The 15,800-nt window shown below is 63.0% G+C and carries 12 protein-coding genes; 3 read left to right on the plus strand and 9 right to left on the minus strand.

The window, feature by feature from the left end; translation table 11 throughout:
- Nucleotides 1-24: 24 nt before the first annotated feature.
- Nucleotides 25-1,263, minus strand: a complete 1,239-nt coding sequence (locus NKJ55_RS01510; protein WP_352448364.1) for an ABC transporter substrate-binding protein — start codon at nt 1,261-1,263, stop codon at nt 25-27.
- A gap of 394 nt (nt 1,264-1,657) precedes the next feature.
- Here NKJ55_RS01510 and NKJ55_RS01515 point away from each other — a divergent pair, with 394 nt between their 5' ends.
- Nucleotides 1,658-2,707: a LacI family transcriptional regulator gene (locus NKJ55_RS01515; protein WP_352448365.1), complete on the plus strand. Its 1,050-nt coding sequence runs from the start codon at nt 1,658-1,660 to the stop codon at nt 2,705-2,707.
- 297 nt (nt 2,708-3,004) lie between these two features.
- Here the strand turns inward: NKJ55_RS01515 and NKJ55_RS01520 are convergent, their stop codons facing one another.
- The 8 genes from NKJ55_RS01520 to NKJ55_RS01555 form a co-directional block, all read right to left on the minus strand.
- A complete protein-coding gene (locus NKJ55_RS01520; protein WP_352448366.1) occupies nt 3,005-5,464 on the minus strand; it encodes a S8 family peptidase in 2,460 nt (819 codons plus the stop codon).
- Nucleotides 5,370-6,449 (minus strand): AAA family ATPase, encoded by a 1,080-nt coding sequence (locus tag NKJ55_RS01525; RefSeq protein WP_352448367.1) that lies wholly within the window; start codon nt 6,447-6,449, stop codon nt 5,370-5,372. Before NKJ55_RS01525 ends, NKJ55_RS01520 begins: the two co-directional genes overlap by 95 nt.
- Before the next feature lie 251 nt (nt 6,450-6,700).
- Nucleotides 6,701-8,125, minus strand: coding sequence for an NADP-dependent phosphogluconate dehydrogenase (gene gnd, locus NKJ55_RS01530; RefSeq protein WP_352448368.1), 1,425 nt, complete (start codon nt 8,123-8,125; stop codon nt 6,701-6,703).
- Nucleotides 8,126-8,419: 294 nt separating this feature from the next.
- Nucleotides 8,420-10,060, minus strand: a complete 1,641-nt coding sequence (locus NKJ55_RS01535) for a copper resistance CopC/CopD family protein (RefSeq protein ID WP_352448369.1) — start codon at nt 10,058-10,060, stop codon at nt 8,420-8,422.
- Nucleotides 10,061-10,112: 52 nt separating this feature from the next.
- The gene (locus NKJ55_RS01540; RefSeq protein ID WP_352448370.1) at nt 10,113-10,628 is read right to left on the minus strand and encodes a YcnI family copper-binding membrane protein; all 516 of its coding nucleotides are present in this window, start codon (nt 10,626-10,628) and stop codon (nt 10,113-10,115) included.
- 25 nt (nt 10,629-10,653) lie between these two features.
- Nucleotides 10,654-11,190 carry a copper chaperone PCu(A)C gene (locus NKJ55_RS01545; protein WP_352448371.1) on the minus strand — a complete coding sequence of 179 codons (537 nt, stop codon included), beginning with the start codon at nt 11,188-11,190 and terminating at the stop codon, nt 10,654-10,656.
- A 101-nt stretch (nt 11,191-11,291) separates the two neighbouring features.
- Nucleotides 11,292-11,648: a DUF2946 family protein gene (locus tag NKJ55_RS01550; protein WP_352448372.1), complete on the minus strand. Its 357-nt coding sequence runs from the start codon at nt 11,646-11,648 to the stop codon at nt 11,292-11,294.
- Between the two features lie 119 nt (nt 11,649-11,767).
- Nucleotides 11,768-12,670 carry a GntR family transcriptional regulator gene (locus NKJ55_RS01555; protein ID WP_352448373.1) on the minus strand — a complete coding sequence of 301 codons (903 nt, stop codon included), beginning with the start codon at nt 12,668-12,670 and terminating at the stop codon, nt 11,768-11,770.
- 256 nt (nt 12,671-12,926) lie between these two features.
- Here NKJ55_RS01555 and NKJ55_RS01560 point away from each other — a divergent pair, with 256 nt between their 5' ends.
- Both NKJ55_RS01560 and NKJ55_RS01565 read left to right on the plus strand, forming a co-directional pair.
- Entirely contained in the window at nt 12,927-14,432 is a 1,506-nt protein-coding gene (locus NKJ55_RS01560) for a UxaA family hydrolase (protein WP_352448374.1), read from the plus strand.
- A gap of 315 nt (nt 14,433-14,747) precedes the next feature.
- Nucleotides 14,748-15,743 carry an ABC transporter substrate-binding protein gene (locus NKJ55_RS01565; RefSeq protein ID WP_023675208.1) on the plus strand — a complete coding sequence of 332 codons (996 nt, stop codon included), beginning with the start codon at nt 14,748-14,750 and terminating at the stop codon, nt 15,741-15,743.
- Nucleotides 15,744-15,800: the final 57 nt, after the last annotated feature.

Consider the following 15,800-nt stretch of genomic DNA (forward strand, 5'->3'; position numbering starts at 1 on the left):
GGAGTGAGGCGGTCGGTCGATCGCTCAATCGGCCGAACCGACAATGGCGGCGAAGCGCTTCTGCGCATCTTCCACGGTCATGTCCTGCTTGGCGAAGAACTCGGAGAAAAGATCCTCCTTCTGCTTCTGCGTATCCTGCGAAAGCAGCTGGTCGGTCCACGGCATGACATTGCCCTTGGCGAGAATTTCGAGCCCCTTCTTCATGCAGTCGTTCGCCGCCTTGAGGTCGACGTCGCCGCGCACCGGCAGCGAGCCTTTCTTGAGATTGAAGGCGACCTGCGTCTTGGGATCGAGCAGCGTGTGGGCCAGCACTTCCTGTGCCTTCGATTTTTCGGGATCCTTCAGCAGCGGGAAGTAGAAAGCGTCGCCGCCGGTGGCGATCATCTCGTTGAGACCGAGGCCCGGAAGGCAAGTATAGTCCTTGCCGGCGACCTGACCGGCAACCTGGAACTCGCCCTGCGCCCAGTCACCCATGATCTGGCCGCCCGCCTTGCCGGTGATGACCAGATTGGTGGCCTGGTTCCAGTCCTGCACATTGGTGTTCTTGGCCATCTTGCGGGCATCGTCCGCGGCCTTGAAGACCTTGGCGACCTCGGGCCCGGCGGCGAATTCCGCGTCCTTGTCCTTGTAGACCTTGAGGAAGGCGTCGGTGCCGCCGACCGCCGCAAGCAGCACGTCGAAAGCGCCGGAGGCCTGCCAGGGCTGGCCGCCGACCGCGAGCGGCTGGATGCCTGCTTTTTCAAGCGCGGGCGCCGCAGCGACATATTCATTCCAGTTCTTCGGCACCGGCACGCCGGCCTTTTTGAAGGCCGCGTTCGACAGCCACAGCCACTGCCAGGAGTGGATATTGACGGGCACGCAATAGATCTTGCCGTCGAGGGTACAGCCGTCGAGCAGGCTCTTCGGCTGCACGATTTCCGTCCACTTTTCCTTGGTGGCGAGATCGGTAAGGTCGCGCATCAGCCCGGCCTGCACCAATTCTTCCGCCTGCCGGCCGTGATTGAACTGGGTCGCGCCCATCGGGTCACCGCCGGTGATGCGGCTGATCATGATCGGCCGCGCCGTGCCGCCGGAGCCGGCGATGGCGCCGTCAACCCAGTGATTGCCGGTTGCGTCGAAAGCCTTGGCGAGTTCGGCGACCGCTGCCGCCTCGCCGCCGGAGGTCCACCAATGGGTGACTTCCAGATCCGTCGCGGCCGCCGGGCCGGCAAATTGCAGCGCGACCGTCGCAGCCAGCGCAGCAGTCATGAGTTGGTATCGCATTTCGTTCCTCCCAGAATCTGAAACGTTACAGATTTTCGATACGGCAATTGCTTGAGGCGCGCAACCCCTCAGGCGAAGGTGGCATCAAGTTTTTTCGAAGCGCGAATAAAATCGCGCGACTCGCCGGCCTACCGCATCGCAACAAGAGGGGTTGCACTGCAAAATGCAATGCTGCGACGCCAGAAAACCGGAAAAGCTCCTTCTGTCGCTCTTTTTTGCGCCGACCGGAGTGCCGCTCGTTTTGCGCCTGTCACCAGTGATATCGCCACGGCAGTGACAATCTGTAACGTTTCAGTATATAGCGGTCTCATTCGGTGAAGGCCCGCAGCGTACCCGCGGCCCGCCGATTGCCGGCCTGCCCGGCAACTGCTATGCGCCTGACGGGGCGGGATGAATGAACACGCATCAAAAAGAGAAGGCCGACGAAGCGTCGGGCCCGGGCCGGCCGACACTAAAGACGCTCGCCTTCATGACCGGGCTGGGCGTCACCACCGTGTCGCGCGCGCTGAAGGATGCGCCCGAGATCGGCGCCGAGACCAGGCGGCGCGTCCAGCTTGTCGCCAAGCAGATCGGTTATCGGCCCAACCGTGCCGGCGTCCGCCTGCGCACCGGCAAGACCAATGTCATCAGCCTGGTGCTCAACACCGAGCACGAGATCATGAGCTTTGTCTCGGATATCATCTACGGCGTTTCCGAAGTCATCGCCGACACGCCCTACCATTTGATCGTGACACCCTACTCGCGCTCGCAAGATCCGCTCGACCCGATCCGCTACCTCGTGGAAACCGGTTCAGCCGACGGCGTCATCATTTCGCGCACGCAGCCGAACGATCCGAGGGCCCGTTATATGCTGGAGCGCGGCATCCCCTTTGCCACGCATGGCCGCACCGATATGGGGCTGATCCATCCCTACCATGATTTCGACAATTATGCTTTCGCAGCCGAGGCAGTGCGCCATCTGGCCGGCCTCGGCCGCCGCCGCCTGGCTCTGTTGGCGCCGCCGGTCGAACTGACCTATCACGGCCACACGCTCGCAGGCTTTGCCGATGCGCTGAGCGAGGTCGGCGCCAGCGAGATTCCGTTCAACACCGTTTCGATCGATCATTCGATCGAGCAGATCAGAATGCGGACCGCGCAGCTGATGCGCCGCGAAAGCCGCCCGGACGGTTTCATCAGCAGCGCCGCCGCCGCGACGCTCGCCATCGTCGCCGGCATCGAAGACGCCGGCCTCAAGCTTGGCCGCGATGTCGATGTGGTGTCCAAACAATCGTCGGAGCTTCTGCACCTGTTTCGCAGCGAATTGCTGGTCGTCAACGAGAACTTCCGACTGGCCGGCGCCGAACTCGCCCGCTCGGTGCTGGGCTGGATCGGCGGCGCCGCCCCCGGCACCCTGCAAAGCCTGAGCGAGCCGGGCGAAGTGCAGGCCTATCGCCGCCCGGCGTGAGCGGGACATGTTCAAAGTGAACTCCCGCTCCATCTATTTGTCTTAACCGCATTTCTGCGACGCCAAAGTGATTCCACTTGGCTGGAAAATGCGCGCTGCTGACTGGCAGCTTTGGAGCCGATGGCGGACTGTCCGGTTCCGAGACAAGTAGCTCCAAAGCTGCCATCGCCAAGTAGACCGCCAGCTTTTCGGTCGCGGTTTGAGAAGCTCTCGGAGGGCGAATTCCTCCAAGCGATCTAGGCTGTCGCTCACCGATGGTCTGCCGCAAATTGCAAGTCGGCGCGGCGACTGCGACGATCAGGTGATGATGATCTGTGCTTGAGCCATTGCCGCGATGCTAGTGTGCACCTCCGCATAAAGCTCGGCTTCGACGCTCTCAGCGTCGATCTCGACGATCAGCGCGAATCGCACCGTGGGTAGCGCATTGCGTAGCAACGCTTTGGCCTTCCACCAGCCCGCCACGGGATGCACGGCCAGCAGATTGCGCCGCGCGAGATCGGATGCTTTGCAGGTCAGTTGATCGATATGAAGCGAGCCGACATCGCGCCGAGCGCTGCCGAACTCCCAGGAATCGTCTTCTTCGCTTGGCGGTCCATCGACCGGATCAGCCAGCTTACTGATGCGGGCCATGAATCGTTCCGCGTTCTCGCCCGCGCGATTGAGCTTAAAGCGAAGATTGTGGGAGGCGTAGCGGTACCGGGAACCGCGAGACGCCTCTGAAGGATTGGGCGCGACGAAAGAGCTTAATGCGACACGCAACGTGACCTGCGAATTGCCGAGCTTGCGCAGCTCCTCGATCGGCCAGGGCAGCTCGAACAGTCGCATTTCCTTGTGGACATCACCCCCGGTTTTTTTGGAGAGCCCGTAGGGAACGATCTCATCCTGGACGATCAGTGTGAGCGCATTCGAAGCGCTACGCCGTGCGCGCTCGAGGTTCGGCACGCCGAAGCCGTAGCGCCGGAACAATGAAGCATAAGCGCCTTTGGGCGGATTGAGGGGCAGGTGCGATCTCATCTGCGCGGTCCAGCGCGCCGAGGCAACATAGAGTCCACGAATCGTTTCGGGCCATAAAGTGGGATAGTCGGACCACAATTCGGTAGTCTGTTTGGCGGCAAGCGCGGTCGCCGCGCTAGTATCATGGCTGAAGCAAAATGAACGAAGCGGATAGTTGTGATGCGTCGTAAGAAGCGAGAGCCAACCATGTGTCAGCGGTGGTGGAGCGGCGCTCGCCGCCCAGTTGCCGCCTTCCAATACCACATCGGGCTTAAGCGGCCATTGCGACGACCATGATGCGGTACGCGACGCGGGCGAAAGATCGCCTGAGGGCGCGAGCGCAGTGTAGGGCTCACCCGCAGGTAGCATGGTCTTTTCCGTATAGGCTCCGACGGAGATGGCGTTCCAAGCTTGAGCAGGCGATTCCAGTTCGCTGTCGGGATGATCGCAGGTCTGAAGATAATGGCCAGCACCGAAGGTCATAGCGTCGATGTTGCCGGCTGAGATAAGGATCAGGCGAGGATCGTCGTTGTCACCGGAAACGCCCGCTGCCAGCTGGTCAATCTCGCTCGACCATGAGGTTGGCGCTCCGTCGTGGGGCGTATCGTCGTGGGTCGTCGACGCCATGGTGAACGTACGTCGCCTAGCGGTCACCTCGACTGCGTCAACGGCATCGCGGGTTACCGCACCCAGCAAATGGTGGGGGTTAAAGCCCGCATCAGGCAGCAATTTGACCGACTCAAGCCGATGGTTAACTGAGATTGGAAGCATATCCTGAAGTCGAGGCGTGAGGTCTCCGAACAAGGCAAGACCTGCAAGCTGGGTGCCATGGCCCTTCGTATCCTCAAGACCCCAAGCCGAATTGGCGGCGTGCCGATCGCCGACGGCTAGTACGGGCCGAATGAGCGGGTGCGCACGGCTGACGCCACTGTCAAGCAAGGTCACATAGCCGGCGTCCGGCCCCGCTGGAAAGGTCGTGCGCTGCGCGAGTTCGTTGACCCAGGCGGCTTGCTCGGCCACGTCGAGCCCATCGAAATAGTCCGCCGTGACGGTCGGGGCCGCTAGTGCGCGCACTCCGCCCAATTGTCGCACGGCCAAAGCCAGCTGGTCCCGCGTGGCCTGGCCTATGACGACCACGTCCTCAGGGAATTGGAGCCGATCGGTGCCGACCAGCACCCCGAAGCCAGCTGCCTGCTGGATGAAGGCCTCGGCACTTTCCGGCTCGAGCCATATCTCCCAGTAGACGGGATCGGCATCGCCGGGAAACTTGTGCGGGGGGCTACGCCAGAGCGCGCGCAACCCTGCCTCGATGATTGCTGCAAAGCTTTGCACCAGATCTGCGTTCTTCGGACGTCCAGGAATGAGCTCGCCATCCTTCTCGCGATCCGGCGTGTTCTCCGTGCGAAATTGCTCAATCTTTTTGCGAAGTTTCTCTATGCCCTTGGCGGTCGCGAACACGGTCGCGATCTCGGTGGCGACGCCGTTCTCGCCCCCCAAGTCATAGCGGAGGAGCTCGACGCCGCTCGAATCCAGACTGTCTTTCTTAAGCCGCTCGTTTGGTCGGCCCGTAACCTCGAGATAGAGCCCGGGCAGGCCTTCGGTGGTGATGCTGGGGAGCACGTCGATTGCGAGAAGCAGCGCTTGCGCATGTCCCGCGCGGTCAAGGACGTCACTCGGCGATTTGCCCCCGCCGCCGCCCTTTGACTGGAACGGATACGGCTTTCCTAGATCCTTTAACAGAAAGTGCGCTAGATTTCGTGGCATTGCCGCCTCTTCCCAACCCCTGTAACGAGCGACGGCGCTCCAGTGACTCCAATAATTCCTTCGTGGTAATGCATTCGCGATCCCCCAGAACAGCGCGCCGCGCCGCGTCTTCCGCAGCCGCCACGACGTCCGCTGTCGACAAACCGATCGCGCAATCGATTACTTTCTTCCACGAGAGGTGCGCTGTCGAAAACCCGATCAGGCGGCGTTCGAGCGCCTGGCGGATCGAGGCTGGGTCAGGTAGGTCGTAGGAGAGCACGAGATCGAACCGCCGCAGGACTGCCCGATCCAGAATCTCGGCAAGATTGGTGGTCGCGATGACAATCGATGGGCCGGTATCCTCGTCGAGAAATTGCAGGAACGAGTTCAAGACGCGGCGCGCTTCACCCACATCATTGCCATCGCCGCGTGTCGCAGCAAGAGCGTCGATCTCGTCGAACAGGTAGACACCGCGCGTCGACTTCACCGCGTCAAACACAAGTTTCAGTTTCTGCGCCGTCTCACCCATAAACTTTGTGATCAGCCCATGAAGCATGACCGTGAACAGCGGAAATTGCAGCTGGCCGGCGAGCCCGTGCGCACTGAGCGTCTTGCCCGTTCCGGGAGGCCCCGATAGCAGCAGACGGCGGCGCGGCTTGAGCCCCTTTTCCTCAAGCTTCTCGCGCAACTTTGTCTCAACGACGATTTGCGCAAGTTCATCGCCGATCGGCTCGGACAGGATGACGTCGCCGAGCCGCTCGGTGGGATACGAGGCTGCCAAAAACAGGGCCAGGTCACCGCGCGGTGCGGCGATGGGTGTCAGCTTCGGCGTGGGATTCGACGTCCGCTGCCCGGTATGCGCCCACTGCCGGAGCTGTTCCGCAAGACGGGTGTGTCCCTTCTGCTCCTCCGCTGCGGAAAGCTGCATGGCGAGGTCAAAGAAGCGATCGGCATCGCCTTCCGCGTGGCTCTTGACGAGACCGATAAGCTGTTGCGCTGATGCCATGCCTCTATGTATCGTGAGACTTCCCCCGATACATCCCCTTTGCGTTCAATATAGCCCAAGCGCGGACGATAAAGCTACTGACGTTTCAAACGACGTCAGCATGTTGCTACTCGGCTGAGCTTGGTAGGTGGTAGCCTGAAACGAAAGAGACGAAATCCGTCAACAGCAGCGCAGAATCCAGGTCTGCGGGAATTAACGAACGGCCGCTTTCAGGATTGTCGCGCAGTGCGATGAATGGCGAAGGTGAGGCGCTACCCCGCCGCCCCACTCCCCCACGGGCCGTGGAAAGCGCCCTGCCCGTCAATGCGCTCGAAGCCGTGCGCGCCGAAGAAATCGCGCTGCGCCTGGATCAGGTTCGAAGTGCCGCGGCCCTGCCGGTAACTGTCGAAATAGGCAAGTGCGGATGACAGGGCCGGCACCGGCGAGCCGGCTTCGGCTGCTCTTGCCACGACACGGCGAAGCGACGGATGTGCCTCCTGCATCAATGAAACGAAAGCCGGCGCCATCAACAGGTTGGTGGCTGCGCCGCCGCCGCCGAAGGCCTCCGCCATCGTATCCAGCAATTGCGAGCGGATGATGCAGCCGGCCCGCCAGATCTTGGCGATGACCGGCAGCGGCAGGTTCCAGTTGAATTCCTTCGACGCGCCGCTCATCACCGCGAAGCCTTGCGCGTAGGCGGCGATCTTGCCGGCAAACAGAGCCAGCTCGAGATCGCCGAGCAGGGCGTCCCTGTCTCCGGAAATCTTGCTCACGCCGCCGCCATAGACCTTTTCGGCGGCAAGCCGCTCGTCCTTGATCGATGACAGCACGCGTGCCGCCACAGCCGCCTCGATCGCGGTGGCCGGGATGCCGAGCTGCTGCGCCTCGATCACCGACCATTTGCCGGTGCCTTTCTGGCCGGCGCGGTCGAGGATGATGTCGACCACCGGTTTGCCGGTCTTGGGATCGTCGGCGGCCAGCACCTTGGCGGTGATCTCGATCAGATACGAATTGAGCCTGCCCGTGTTCCACTGGGAAAACACCTCAGCGATCTCTTTCGGCCCCATGCCGAGCCCGTCGCGCAATATGCCGTAGATCTCGGCGATCATCTGCATGTCGGCATATTCGATGCCGTTGTGGATGGTCTTGACGAAATGGCCGGCGCCGTCGGTGCCAAGCCACGCCGCGCAAGGCTCGCCCTTGAACTTGGCCGAGATCGCGGTCAGCACCTTTTCGACGCGCTTCCAGGACTCTTCGGTGCCGCCGACCATGATAGAGGGACCGTGGCGTGCGCCCTCCTCGCCGCCGGACACGCCCATGCCGATGAAGGTCAGGCCCGAATCGGTAAGCTCGGAGAAGCGCCGCATCGTATCGCGGAAATTGGCATTGCCGGCGTCGATGACGATGTCGTTGGCCGACAGCACGCCGCGCAATGCCGCGATCTGCTCGTCGACCGGCTTGCCGGCCAGCACCATGATGATGATCGGCCGCGGCGGCCGGATCGCGGCGGCCAGTTCTTCGAGGCTGTAGCAGGGCACCACCCTATCCCGAAGCGCGCCGGCATTTTCGACAAAGGCATCGGTGCGCGCCGCGGTGCGATTGAAGACGGCGATGCGGTGCCCCTTCTCGGCGATATTGAGCGCCAGGTTGGAGCCCATCGTGCCAAGGCCGATCAGGCCTATTTCGGCTTTTTCCATCGTTTCTTCCCTGCTTTCGGATCTTGTTGGTTTGAGCCCGCGATTGGGTTGGACGCCCATTCTTGATGGCGATGATTGACGGGGGTTCGCGGCCGCGTCAACCGCCTCGCCGAATTGTCTTGCAGCCGGGGCGTGTTGAGATGCAGGTCAGGCCGAGCCGGGGTCGAAGACGGGCGCGTAAGCGACCAAACAGGTGATTTCCGAGAACCGGAGCGGAGCGTACTCAAAGTACGTGATCACCGGAAGCGCAGGATACCGCCATTTGCAGGCCGGCATCACCTGAATATCAGCACGTCACTCCGGCCTGATGTCGATCGGCGCCTCTATCTTCACCATCTCGAAATCCGAGACCAGGATATCGAGCCGCGCCGTCCACCGGCCAGCGACCGGAATGACGAGATCGTCGACGCGCCAGGTGCCGTCGCCAAGCCTCGTCGCCGGGCGCTTGATGGGTTCGATGCCGGAATCGGGCTTTGACAGCACCAGCGTTACCTGCTTGGCGTCGAGCGGGCCGAAATCGCCGGTCATGATGAAGATCGAAGCGGCAACAGGCCCGGCATGGCCGGGCGCAATGCTGAGGTCGGCCATCGCTTGCAGCGTGTGGATATGCACCGATGCCGGCTGTGCCGCGGCGATCGCCAGCGCGCGCGGCGGCGGCGTGAAGCGCCAACCGGCGGCGATGCCGAAGATCGCCAGCACGATCAGCACCTCGATGCCGATCGAGCGGGCCAGTCGCCTCTGGACTTCCGTCTTTCCCGCCTCGGCGGGGACCGTAAGCTTGAAGCGGTTGACGGCAGCGAGCGTGAACAGAAAGACGAGCAGCACGAGTTTGATCAGCAGCAGCCGGCCATAAGCGGTATGGACCAGCGCCGACGGCGTTTGCACCTGGATGACGGCGAGCACGATGCCGGCTGCCGCAAGCACGACCACGACGGGCAGGATCGCTCGCGAAAACCGGCGCAGCAACGGCCCGGCTTCGGCCGGCTGCCGTTTCAAGGTTAGACCGAGCGGCATCAGCGCGCCGGCCCAGACAGCAATGCCGACGCCGTGCAGAAACACCATCGGCCTTGTCAGCCATTGCGGCTCGGCGGCACTGGCATGCCCGCTGGCGGCAAGTGCAGCGCCGACGCCGACCAGTCCGGCCAAGGCCAGCGGCCTTGCGTCGGCGGGCGGCACGACCAGCGACAACAGGCCAAGGCCGAGCGCCATCAGCGCGATCAGCACCGTCCAGCCAAAGCTGGTACCGAGCGCGGTCTGCCAGATGACCGGCTGCGCCAGCCGGGCGAGCGGCGCACCGAGTGCATCCAGCCCCTGGAAACCGAGCGACAGCGGTGCCGCCGCCAACCCGCACAGGATCGCAGCGACGATCATGTTCCGGCCGGATCGCCCGCCTTGCGCCAACCAGGCCTGCGCAAAGGCACCGCCGACCCCGAAAAACAGGCCGATGTATAGAAAAACCTTGCCGATCCAAATCGCCGTTCGAAGCCCCCGGTCGACGGCTTCGGCAACGGTCGGCGCAGCACTCGATGCACCGACCGAGAACAGCACCGAGCCGCCGACCGGATGCCCGTCGGCGGAGATTGCCCGCCAGCTCAGCACATGTGTGCCCGACGTGAGCGCCTGCGGATTGTCGATCTCGACGGTCTGGCCGCTGAGCCGAAAGGACGTCAGCGGAACCGCCGTGCCGTCGGGCCGCACCAGCGTCAGCACCAGCGGCGAAACCGGCTCGCTGAAGGTCAGCGACATCTGCGACGGGCTCTGCGCCAGCACCGCACCGTCAGCCGGCTCGGCCTTGATCAGCGCCGCATGGGCGAAGGCCGGACCAGGCATGGCAATGGTGGCAAGCAGCACGATGGCGGCCAGCAGGCCAGCCACAAGCCGGCCAGAATAATTGCCGGCCATGCAAGCTTGCCGCAGGAAGGATGCCGCGCTCATCTCACCGCCAAGAGCAGCGGCGCGCTCATCCGCCAGAGCGCGCCGCTGGAGCTCACTTCGGCAGCAGCTTGAGGCCGGGCGCCGGAAATTCCAGCGCGTCCTCAGCCTGCCCGAACGCCGGAATCTCGATCCAGCGATCGGCAACGCCGTCACATTCCTGCACCACCGGGAAATGCAGCGTCTGGCCTGCCGGCAGGTCGGACGCCAGCGTCGCGCGAAAGACGAATTCGTCGTAGAATTCGTCCGGCAGGCTGCCGGCGCTCCAGTCGATCTCCTTGACGCCGCTGGTCACTGCCTGGCCGTAGAGCTGGTAGGACTTTTCGTATTTGCCGTTCTTGACCTGTAGTGTCCAACCTGGCTTCGGCATCGGTTTGACCGAGAGCACCCCTTCCGGGATCTGCACGCGCAGCGCGGTCGTCGCCTTGCCCTCGCAGCCATGCGGCACCCGAAGAACCGCCTTGTAGGTCGAGCCCACCGCCGCCTCCGGCGTTTCGAGCGTGATGTGGGCAAAGGCCGCGCTGGTCCCGAGGACAAGAAGCACGCAGCCGGGCAAAAGAGATTTCTTCATGATGGTACCTCTCGAAGCGGCCAAGTCAGTCGTCGTCCTGGGGCGCCGCGCTGCCGATGCCTTGCACGGCGAATTCAATCTGCACGGGCCCGGCTTTTTCGAAGGTCAGCGTGGCGGAGAACGTTTCGCCCTCCTTGGGCTGCCGCTTCAAATCCATGAACATCAAATGATAGCCGTTAGGCGCCAGCGCGACCTTGCCGCCAGCCGGGATTTCGAGGCCGCCGGTGACCGGCCGCATCGTCATGACGCCATTGCTGACGCCCATCTCGTGCAGTTCGGCCTTGGCCGAAATGTCGGAGGTGATCGACAGCAGGCGATCCGCCGCACTGCCTGTGTTGGTGATGGTGAAGTAGCCGCCGGCCACCTTGGCGCCGGCTGGCGTGGCCCGCGACCACGGGTGCCCGATCTCGAGATCGCCAAGCTTGAACTCGTGTGCCAACACCGTCTGGGCGCTGGCGAACAGGAGGGCAAGAACGCAAAGGGCGACGCCGAGACGCTGCTCGAAACGACCCAGTGCGAAGCGCCTGCGGCTGGATGCGGCAGCGCGAAAAGAGTGAGACATGATTGCTCCGTGGACTTTAAGGGGGATCGCGCCGATGGCCGGCCGCGAACGATGTCGATAAACGCGCCGGCAAAGCGTTGCGCGGCGCGAACCAGAACGGATCAGGCCGTCGCCGGTGGTGCACGCGGATTGGACGGAGTGCGGGCGCGGGCGAAATCGCGATGCCGGAAGGCCGGCAGGAAAAAGGCGATGGTTTCGATGGAAAGGCTGCGAGCCAGGCTCCCGGCTGCATCCAGCGACGCGTAGACCGCCGAAACGAGATTGCAGCCAAGCATGCAGCAAGCCGGCATGTGCTGCTGATGCGGATCGCCGGCGGGGAGTTGCGCCGCACCGTCATGGGTGCAGATCGTGTTGCCGAAAGCATCGAATTGCGAGGCGTTGGGTGCGACGCCGGAAGCAAACGCGCCGAATATCGACTGGAGCATGAAAAGCCACGCCGCGGCGAACGCGACCGGCATGCTCCATCGTCTCCGGCGTATGGTCAAGAACCAGCCTCTTCACGCAGCAACGTCAGCTCTCTAGCACGGAGCCGGCGGCCGGAAAATCGCCAAAACGCTGCTGCGGCAACGCAACACAATCACGCGCGTTGCGGCTGCCTGCCCTCGGGAATGGACGTCAGCAGCGTGTGGCGGGCCGATTTCAGGTGCTTGCGGCAGGCGGCGTCGACCTTGGCGAGATCGCGCGATTTGAGCGCGGCGATATAGGCGAGATGCTCCTGGACCGCGACTTCGTTGCGCTCGCGCTCCTGCGCCTTGTTCCACTGGTAGTGGTAGTGGAAGATCATGGCGATGACGTCGTAGAAATCGACGATGAAGCGGTTGTGCGACGCCCGATGGATCAGCCGGTGAAAGCGCTCGTCAAGCTCGGAGAATTCGTTGAAGCGCACGGCGATCTCGCGCTCCAGCCGGTGATGCTCGTCTTCCAGGCGGTCGAGGTCGGCCCACACCGGGCTGTCCTCGGGCAGAGCGGCAAAGGCTGCGGCCGAGCGCAGTTCGAACATCTCGCGGATTTCGGTCAACTCCAGCGCGAAGGCGCGGGTAAAGCCTTTCAGCACCCAGTGGCTGTTGCGGCGCTTCTCGATCAGCCCAAAGCGCGAGAAGCGGATCAGGAATTCGCGCACGCTGGTGGTGCCGACGCCGATCTCACGCGCCAGTTCGAGCTCGTTGATCTGCATGCCGGCTTCGGCACCGCTGGCAAGCAGCCGCCGCATGAAGGAGCGCTCGATGATCTCGGCCAGCGTGTCGGTTTCTTCCTCGGGGAAGAAATCGTCCGGTCGCGGTTCGCGCAGGACCGTCTTGCTGCGCTTGTTCCAATCGATCAGCCCGGTTTCTTCCATGCGCGCAAGGATAGTGCGGACCGTCGTGCGGCTGACGCCGAGCAGCGTACCCAGCTCCGGCTCCGAAGGCAGGCTCCTGGTTTCGTCGAGCAGCCTCAGACCGCGATTATAGGCGTCCTTGTAAACGTTGTTGCTCTTCGACATCCCCTGCCCCGTGGCGCATCGGCGTTTGCGGCCAGTGTGAAGCGTTTCTCGCGCATGAAACCGGTACCTTTTCGGAAAACATCATGCGCAACGCTAGTTTTGGTTGTAGAGCCTACTTCTCGCATCCAAAAGACGCGTCGCGCTCTGGCGAAAAAACAATTGACGCAAAAATGTTTTTTCACGATAAAAGACATTATATGTTAAGAGCCGCGTGTCAATCCGCTCGCGCACCCAGGAACACACCCAGGAAGCTCCCGTGAACGCCGCAAACAGCATTCTTCTGTCTCCCGCCGACAATGTCGCGGTCGCCAATGGCCGCATCGAGATCGGCACCGTGCTGCCGGGCGGCGCCGTCGCCGCCGCAGTGATCGAGCCGGGCCACAAAGTGGCGATCAAGCCGATTGCGGCCGGCGAGGCCGTGGTCAAATACGCCCAGGCGATCGGCCGCGCCACGCAAAACATCGCGCCCGGCGAGCATGTCCATTCGCACAATCTGGTCTTCGAAAGCGGGCGTTTGCCGGTGGTGCCGCCGAGCGAGGCAGTGCATGCGACCGAGGCCGACCGCGCCCGCACCTTCATGGGCTACCGCCGCGCCGACGGCCGCGCCGGCACGCGCAACTTCGTCGGCATTCTCGCCAGCGTCAATTGCTCGGCCACCGTCTGCCATGCCATCGCCGACGCCGCGAACCGCACCCTTCTGCCGCAATATCCCGGCATTGACGGCTTCGTCCCGATCGTCCACGGCCAGGGCTGCGGCATGAGCGCCACCGGCGACGGCATGATGGTGCTACACCGCACGCTGGCCGGCTACGCCCGTCATCCGAATTTTGGTGGTGTGCTGATGGTCGGGCTCGGCTGCGAGGTCAACCAGCTCACCCTCTACGGCCAGAAGGGCGTTGCCGCGGGAAAACGTCATTTCAACATCCAGGAAGCCGGCGGCTCGCGCAAATCGGTCGAGAAGGCGCTGGTCGTGCTGGCCGAGATCGCCGAGGAGGTCGGCAAGCTTCAGCGTGAGCCGATCCCGGTCAGCGAGATCGTCGTCGGCCTGCAATGCGGCGGCTCCGACGGCATGTCCGGCATCACCGCCAATCCGGCGCTGGGTGCCGCGGTCGACATTTTGGCCGGCGTCGGCGGTGTCGGCATCCTCTCCGAGACGACGGAGATCTACGGCGCCGAGCACCTGCTCGCTTATCGCGCCGCAACCCCCGAGATCGCCGCCAAGCTCGACGGTTATGTGAAATGGTGGGAAGACCACGTCGCCAAGCATGGCGCATCGATCGACAACAATCCCTCACCGGGTAACAAGCGCGGCGGCCTGACCACCATCCTGGAAAAGTCGCTCGGCGCGGTCGCCAAGGGCGGCCAGACGCCGCTCAACGGCGTCTTCGGCTATGCCGAAAAGGTCACCGGGCACGGGCTGGTGTTCATGGACACGCCCGGCTACGACCCGGTCTCGGCCACCGGCCAGGTGGCGGGCGGCGCCAACGTCATCGTCTTCACCACAGGCCGCGGCTCCTGCTTCGGCTGCCGGCCGACGCCGTCGATCAAGGTCGCCAGCAACTCGACCATGTATCACACGATGGAGGAGGACATGGACGTGAATTGCGGCGTCATCGCCTCGGGCGAAAAGACCATCGCCGGCATGGGCCGCGAGATCTTCGAACTGATCGTCGAGACGGCTTCGGGCCGCAAGACCAAGAGCGAAGAGTTCGGCTACGGCGACAACGAGTTCGTGCCGTGGCACCTCGGAGCGACGCTCTAAGCCGGTCGCAAACACCTGACGTGATTGCCAGGTGTCACAGTTCGTACACCCCGAAAAAGAATGAACATTCCATATTGACTGTATGATGGAATTAATATTCCATGTGACATATTGGAGGAGATTGGCAGCGGAGTTCCGAGGGAGCAAGCTTTCCCGCCCAGCCATTCGAGCGGCCATCAAACATCGCTTGCGCCGACCGAGGTGATGCACTATCAAAATGCGGTAAATGTTTTTTATTGATAAAGTTCCGTTTGGGCCGCGCCATCCGAATGGAGCTTCCGTAACATTCACCGGGCGACTTAGGGAGGACTCCTAATGAAATTCGTGACCAGCATTCTCAATCGCCGCGCCTTCGTGGCACTCGCAGCCGCCTCGATGCTTGCCGGCGTGATGCACTCGGCCCCGGCATCCGCGGCCGACGCGACCATTCCGATCATCGTCAAGGACACCACGTCCTTCTACTGGCAGATCGTTCTGGCCGGCGCCCGCAAGGCCGGCAAGGATCTCGGCGTCAACGTGCCGGAGCTCGGCGCCCAGGCCGAGACCGACGTCAACGGCCAGATCTCGATCCTTGAAAATGCCGTTGCCGGCAACCCGGCGGCCGTCGTCATTGCGCCGACCGAAGCCAAGGCGCTCGGCAAGCCGATCGACGAGGCCGCCACCAAGGTCAAGATCATCGGTATCGACTCCGGCGCCGACTCCAAGGCCTTCACCTCGTTCCTGACCACCGACAACATCCAGGGCGGCCGCGTTGCCGCTGACGGCCTTGCCGCAGCCATCGGCGAAGCCAATGGCGGCAAGGTCGAGGGCGACGTCGCCCTTATCACCGCTCTTCCGGGCGCCGGCTCGCTCGAACAGCGCGCCCAGGGTTTTAAGGAACAGCTCGCTGCCAAATATCCGGGCCTCAAGCTGGTCGCCGACAAATACGCCGACGGCCAGGCCACCACCGGCCTCAACATCGCCACCGACCTGATCACCGCCAACCCCAACCTCAAGGGCATCTTCGCCTCCAACCTGATCATGGCGCAGGGCGTCGGTCAGGCGATCGCCGAGAACAGTCTTGCCGGCAAGGTCGGGCTGGTCGGTTTCGACAGCGACGAGAAGCTGATCAAGTTCCTCAACGACGGCGTCATTTCGGCTCTCGTCGTTCAGGATCCGTACCGGATGGGCTATGACGGCATCAAGACGGCGCTCGCCGCCTCGAAGGGCGAGAAGGTCGAGGCCAATGTCGATACCGGCGCCAATTTGGTTACCAAGGCCAACATGAAGGATCCGAAGATCGACGCGCTGCTCAACCCGAAGCTCGACTGAGCATAGCCGCAAGTGAACTGTTTCCGGGGCCTTTTCGCCCCGGAAACATCCCACTCG

Origin of the sequence: Mesorhizobium sp. M0106 (genome assembly GCF_040322715.1) — a bacterium.
Classification (GTDB): Bacteria; Pseudomonadota; Alphaproteobacteria; order Rhizobiales; family Rhizobiaceae; genus Mesorhizobium.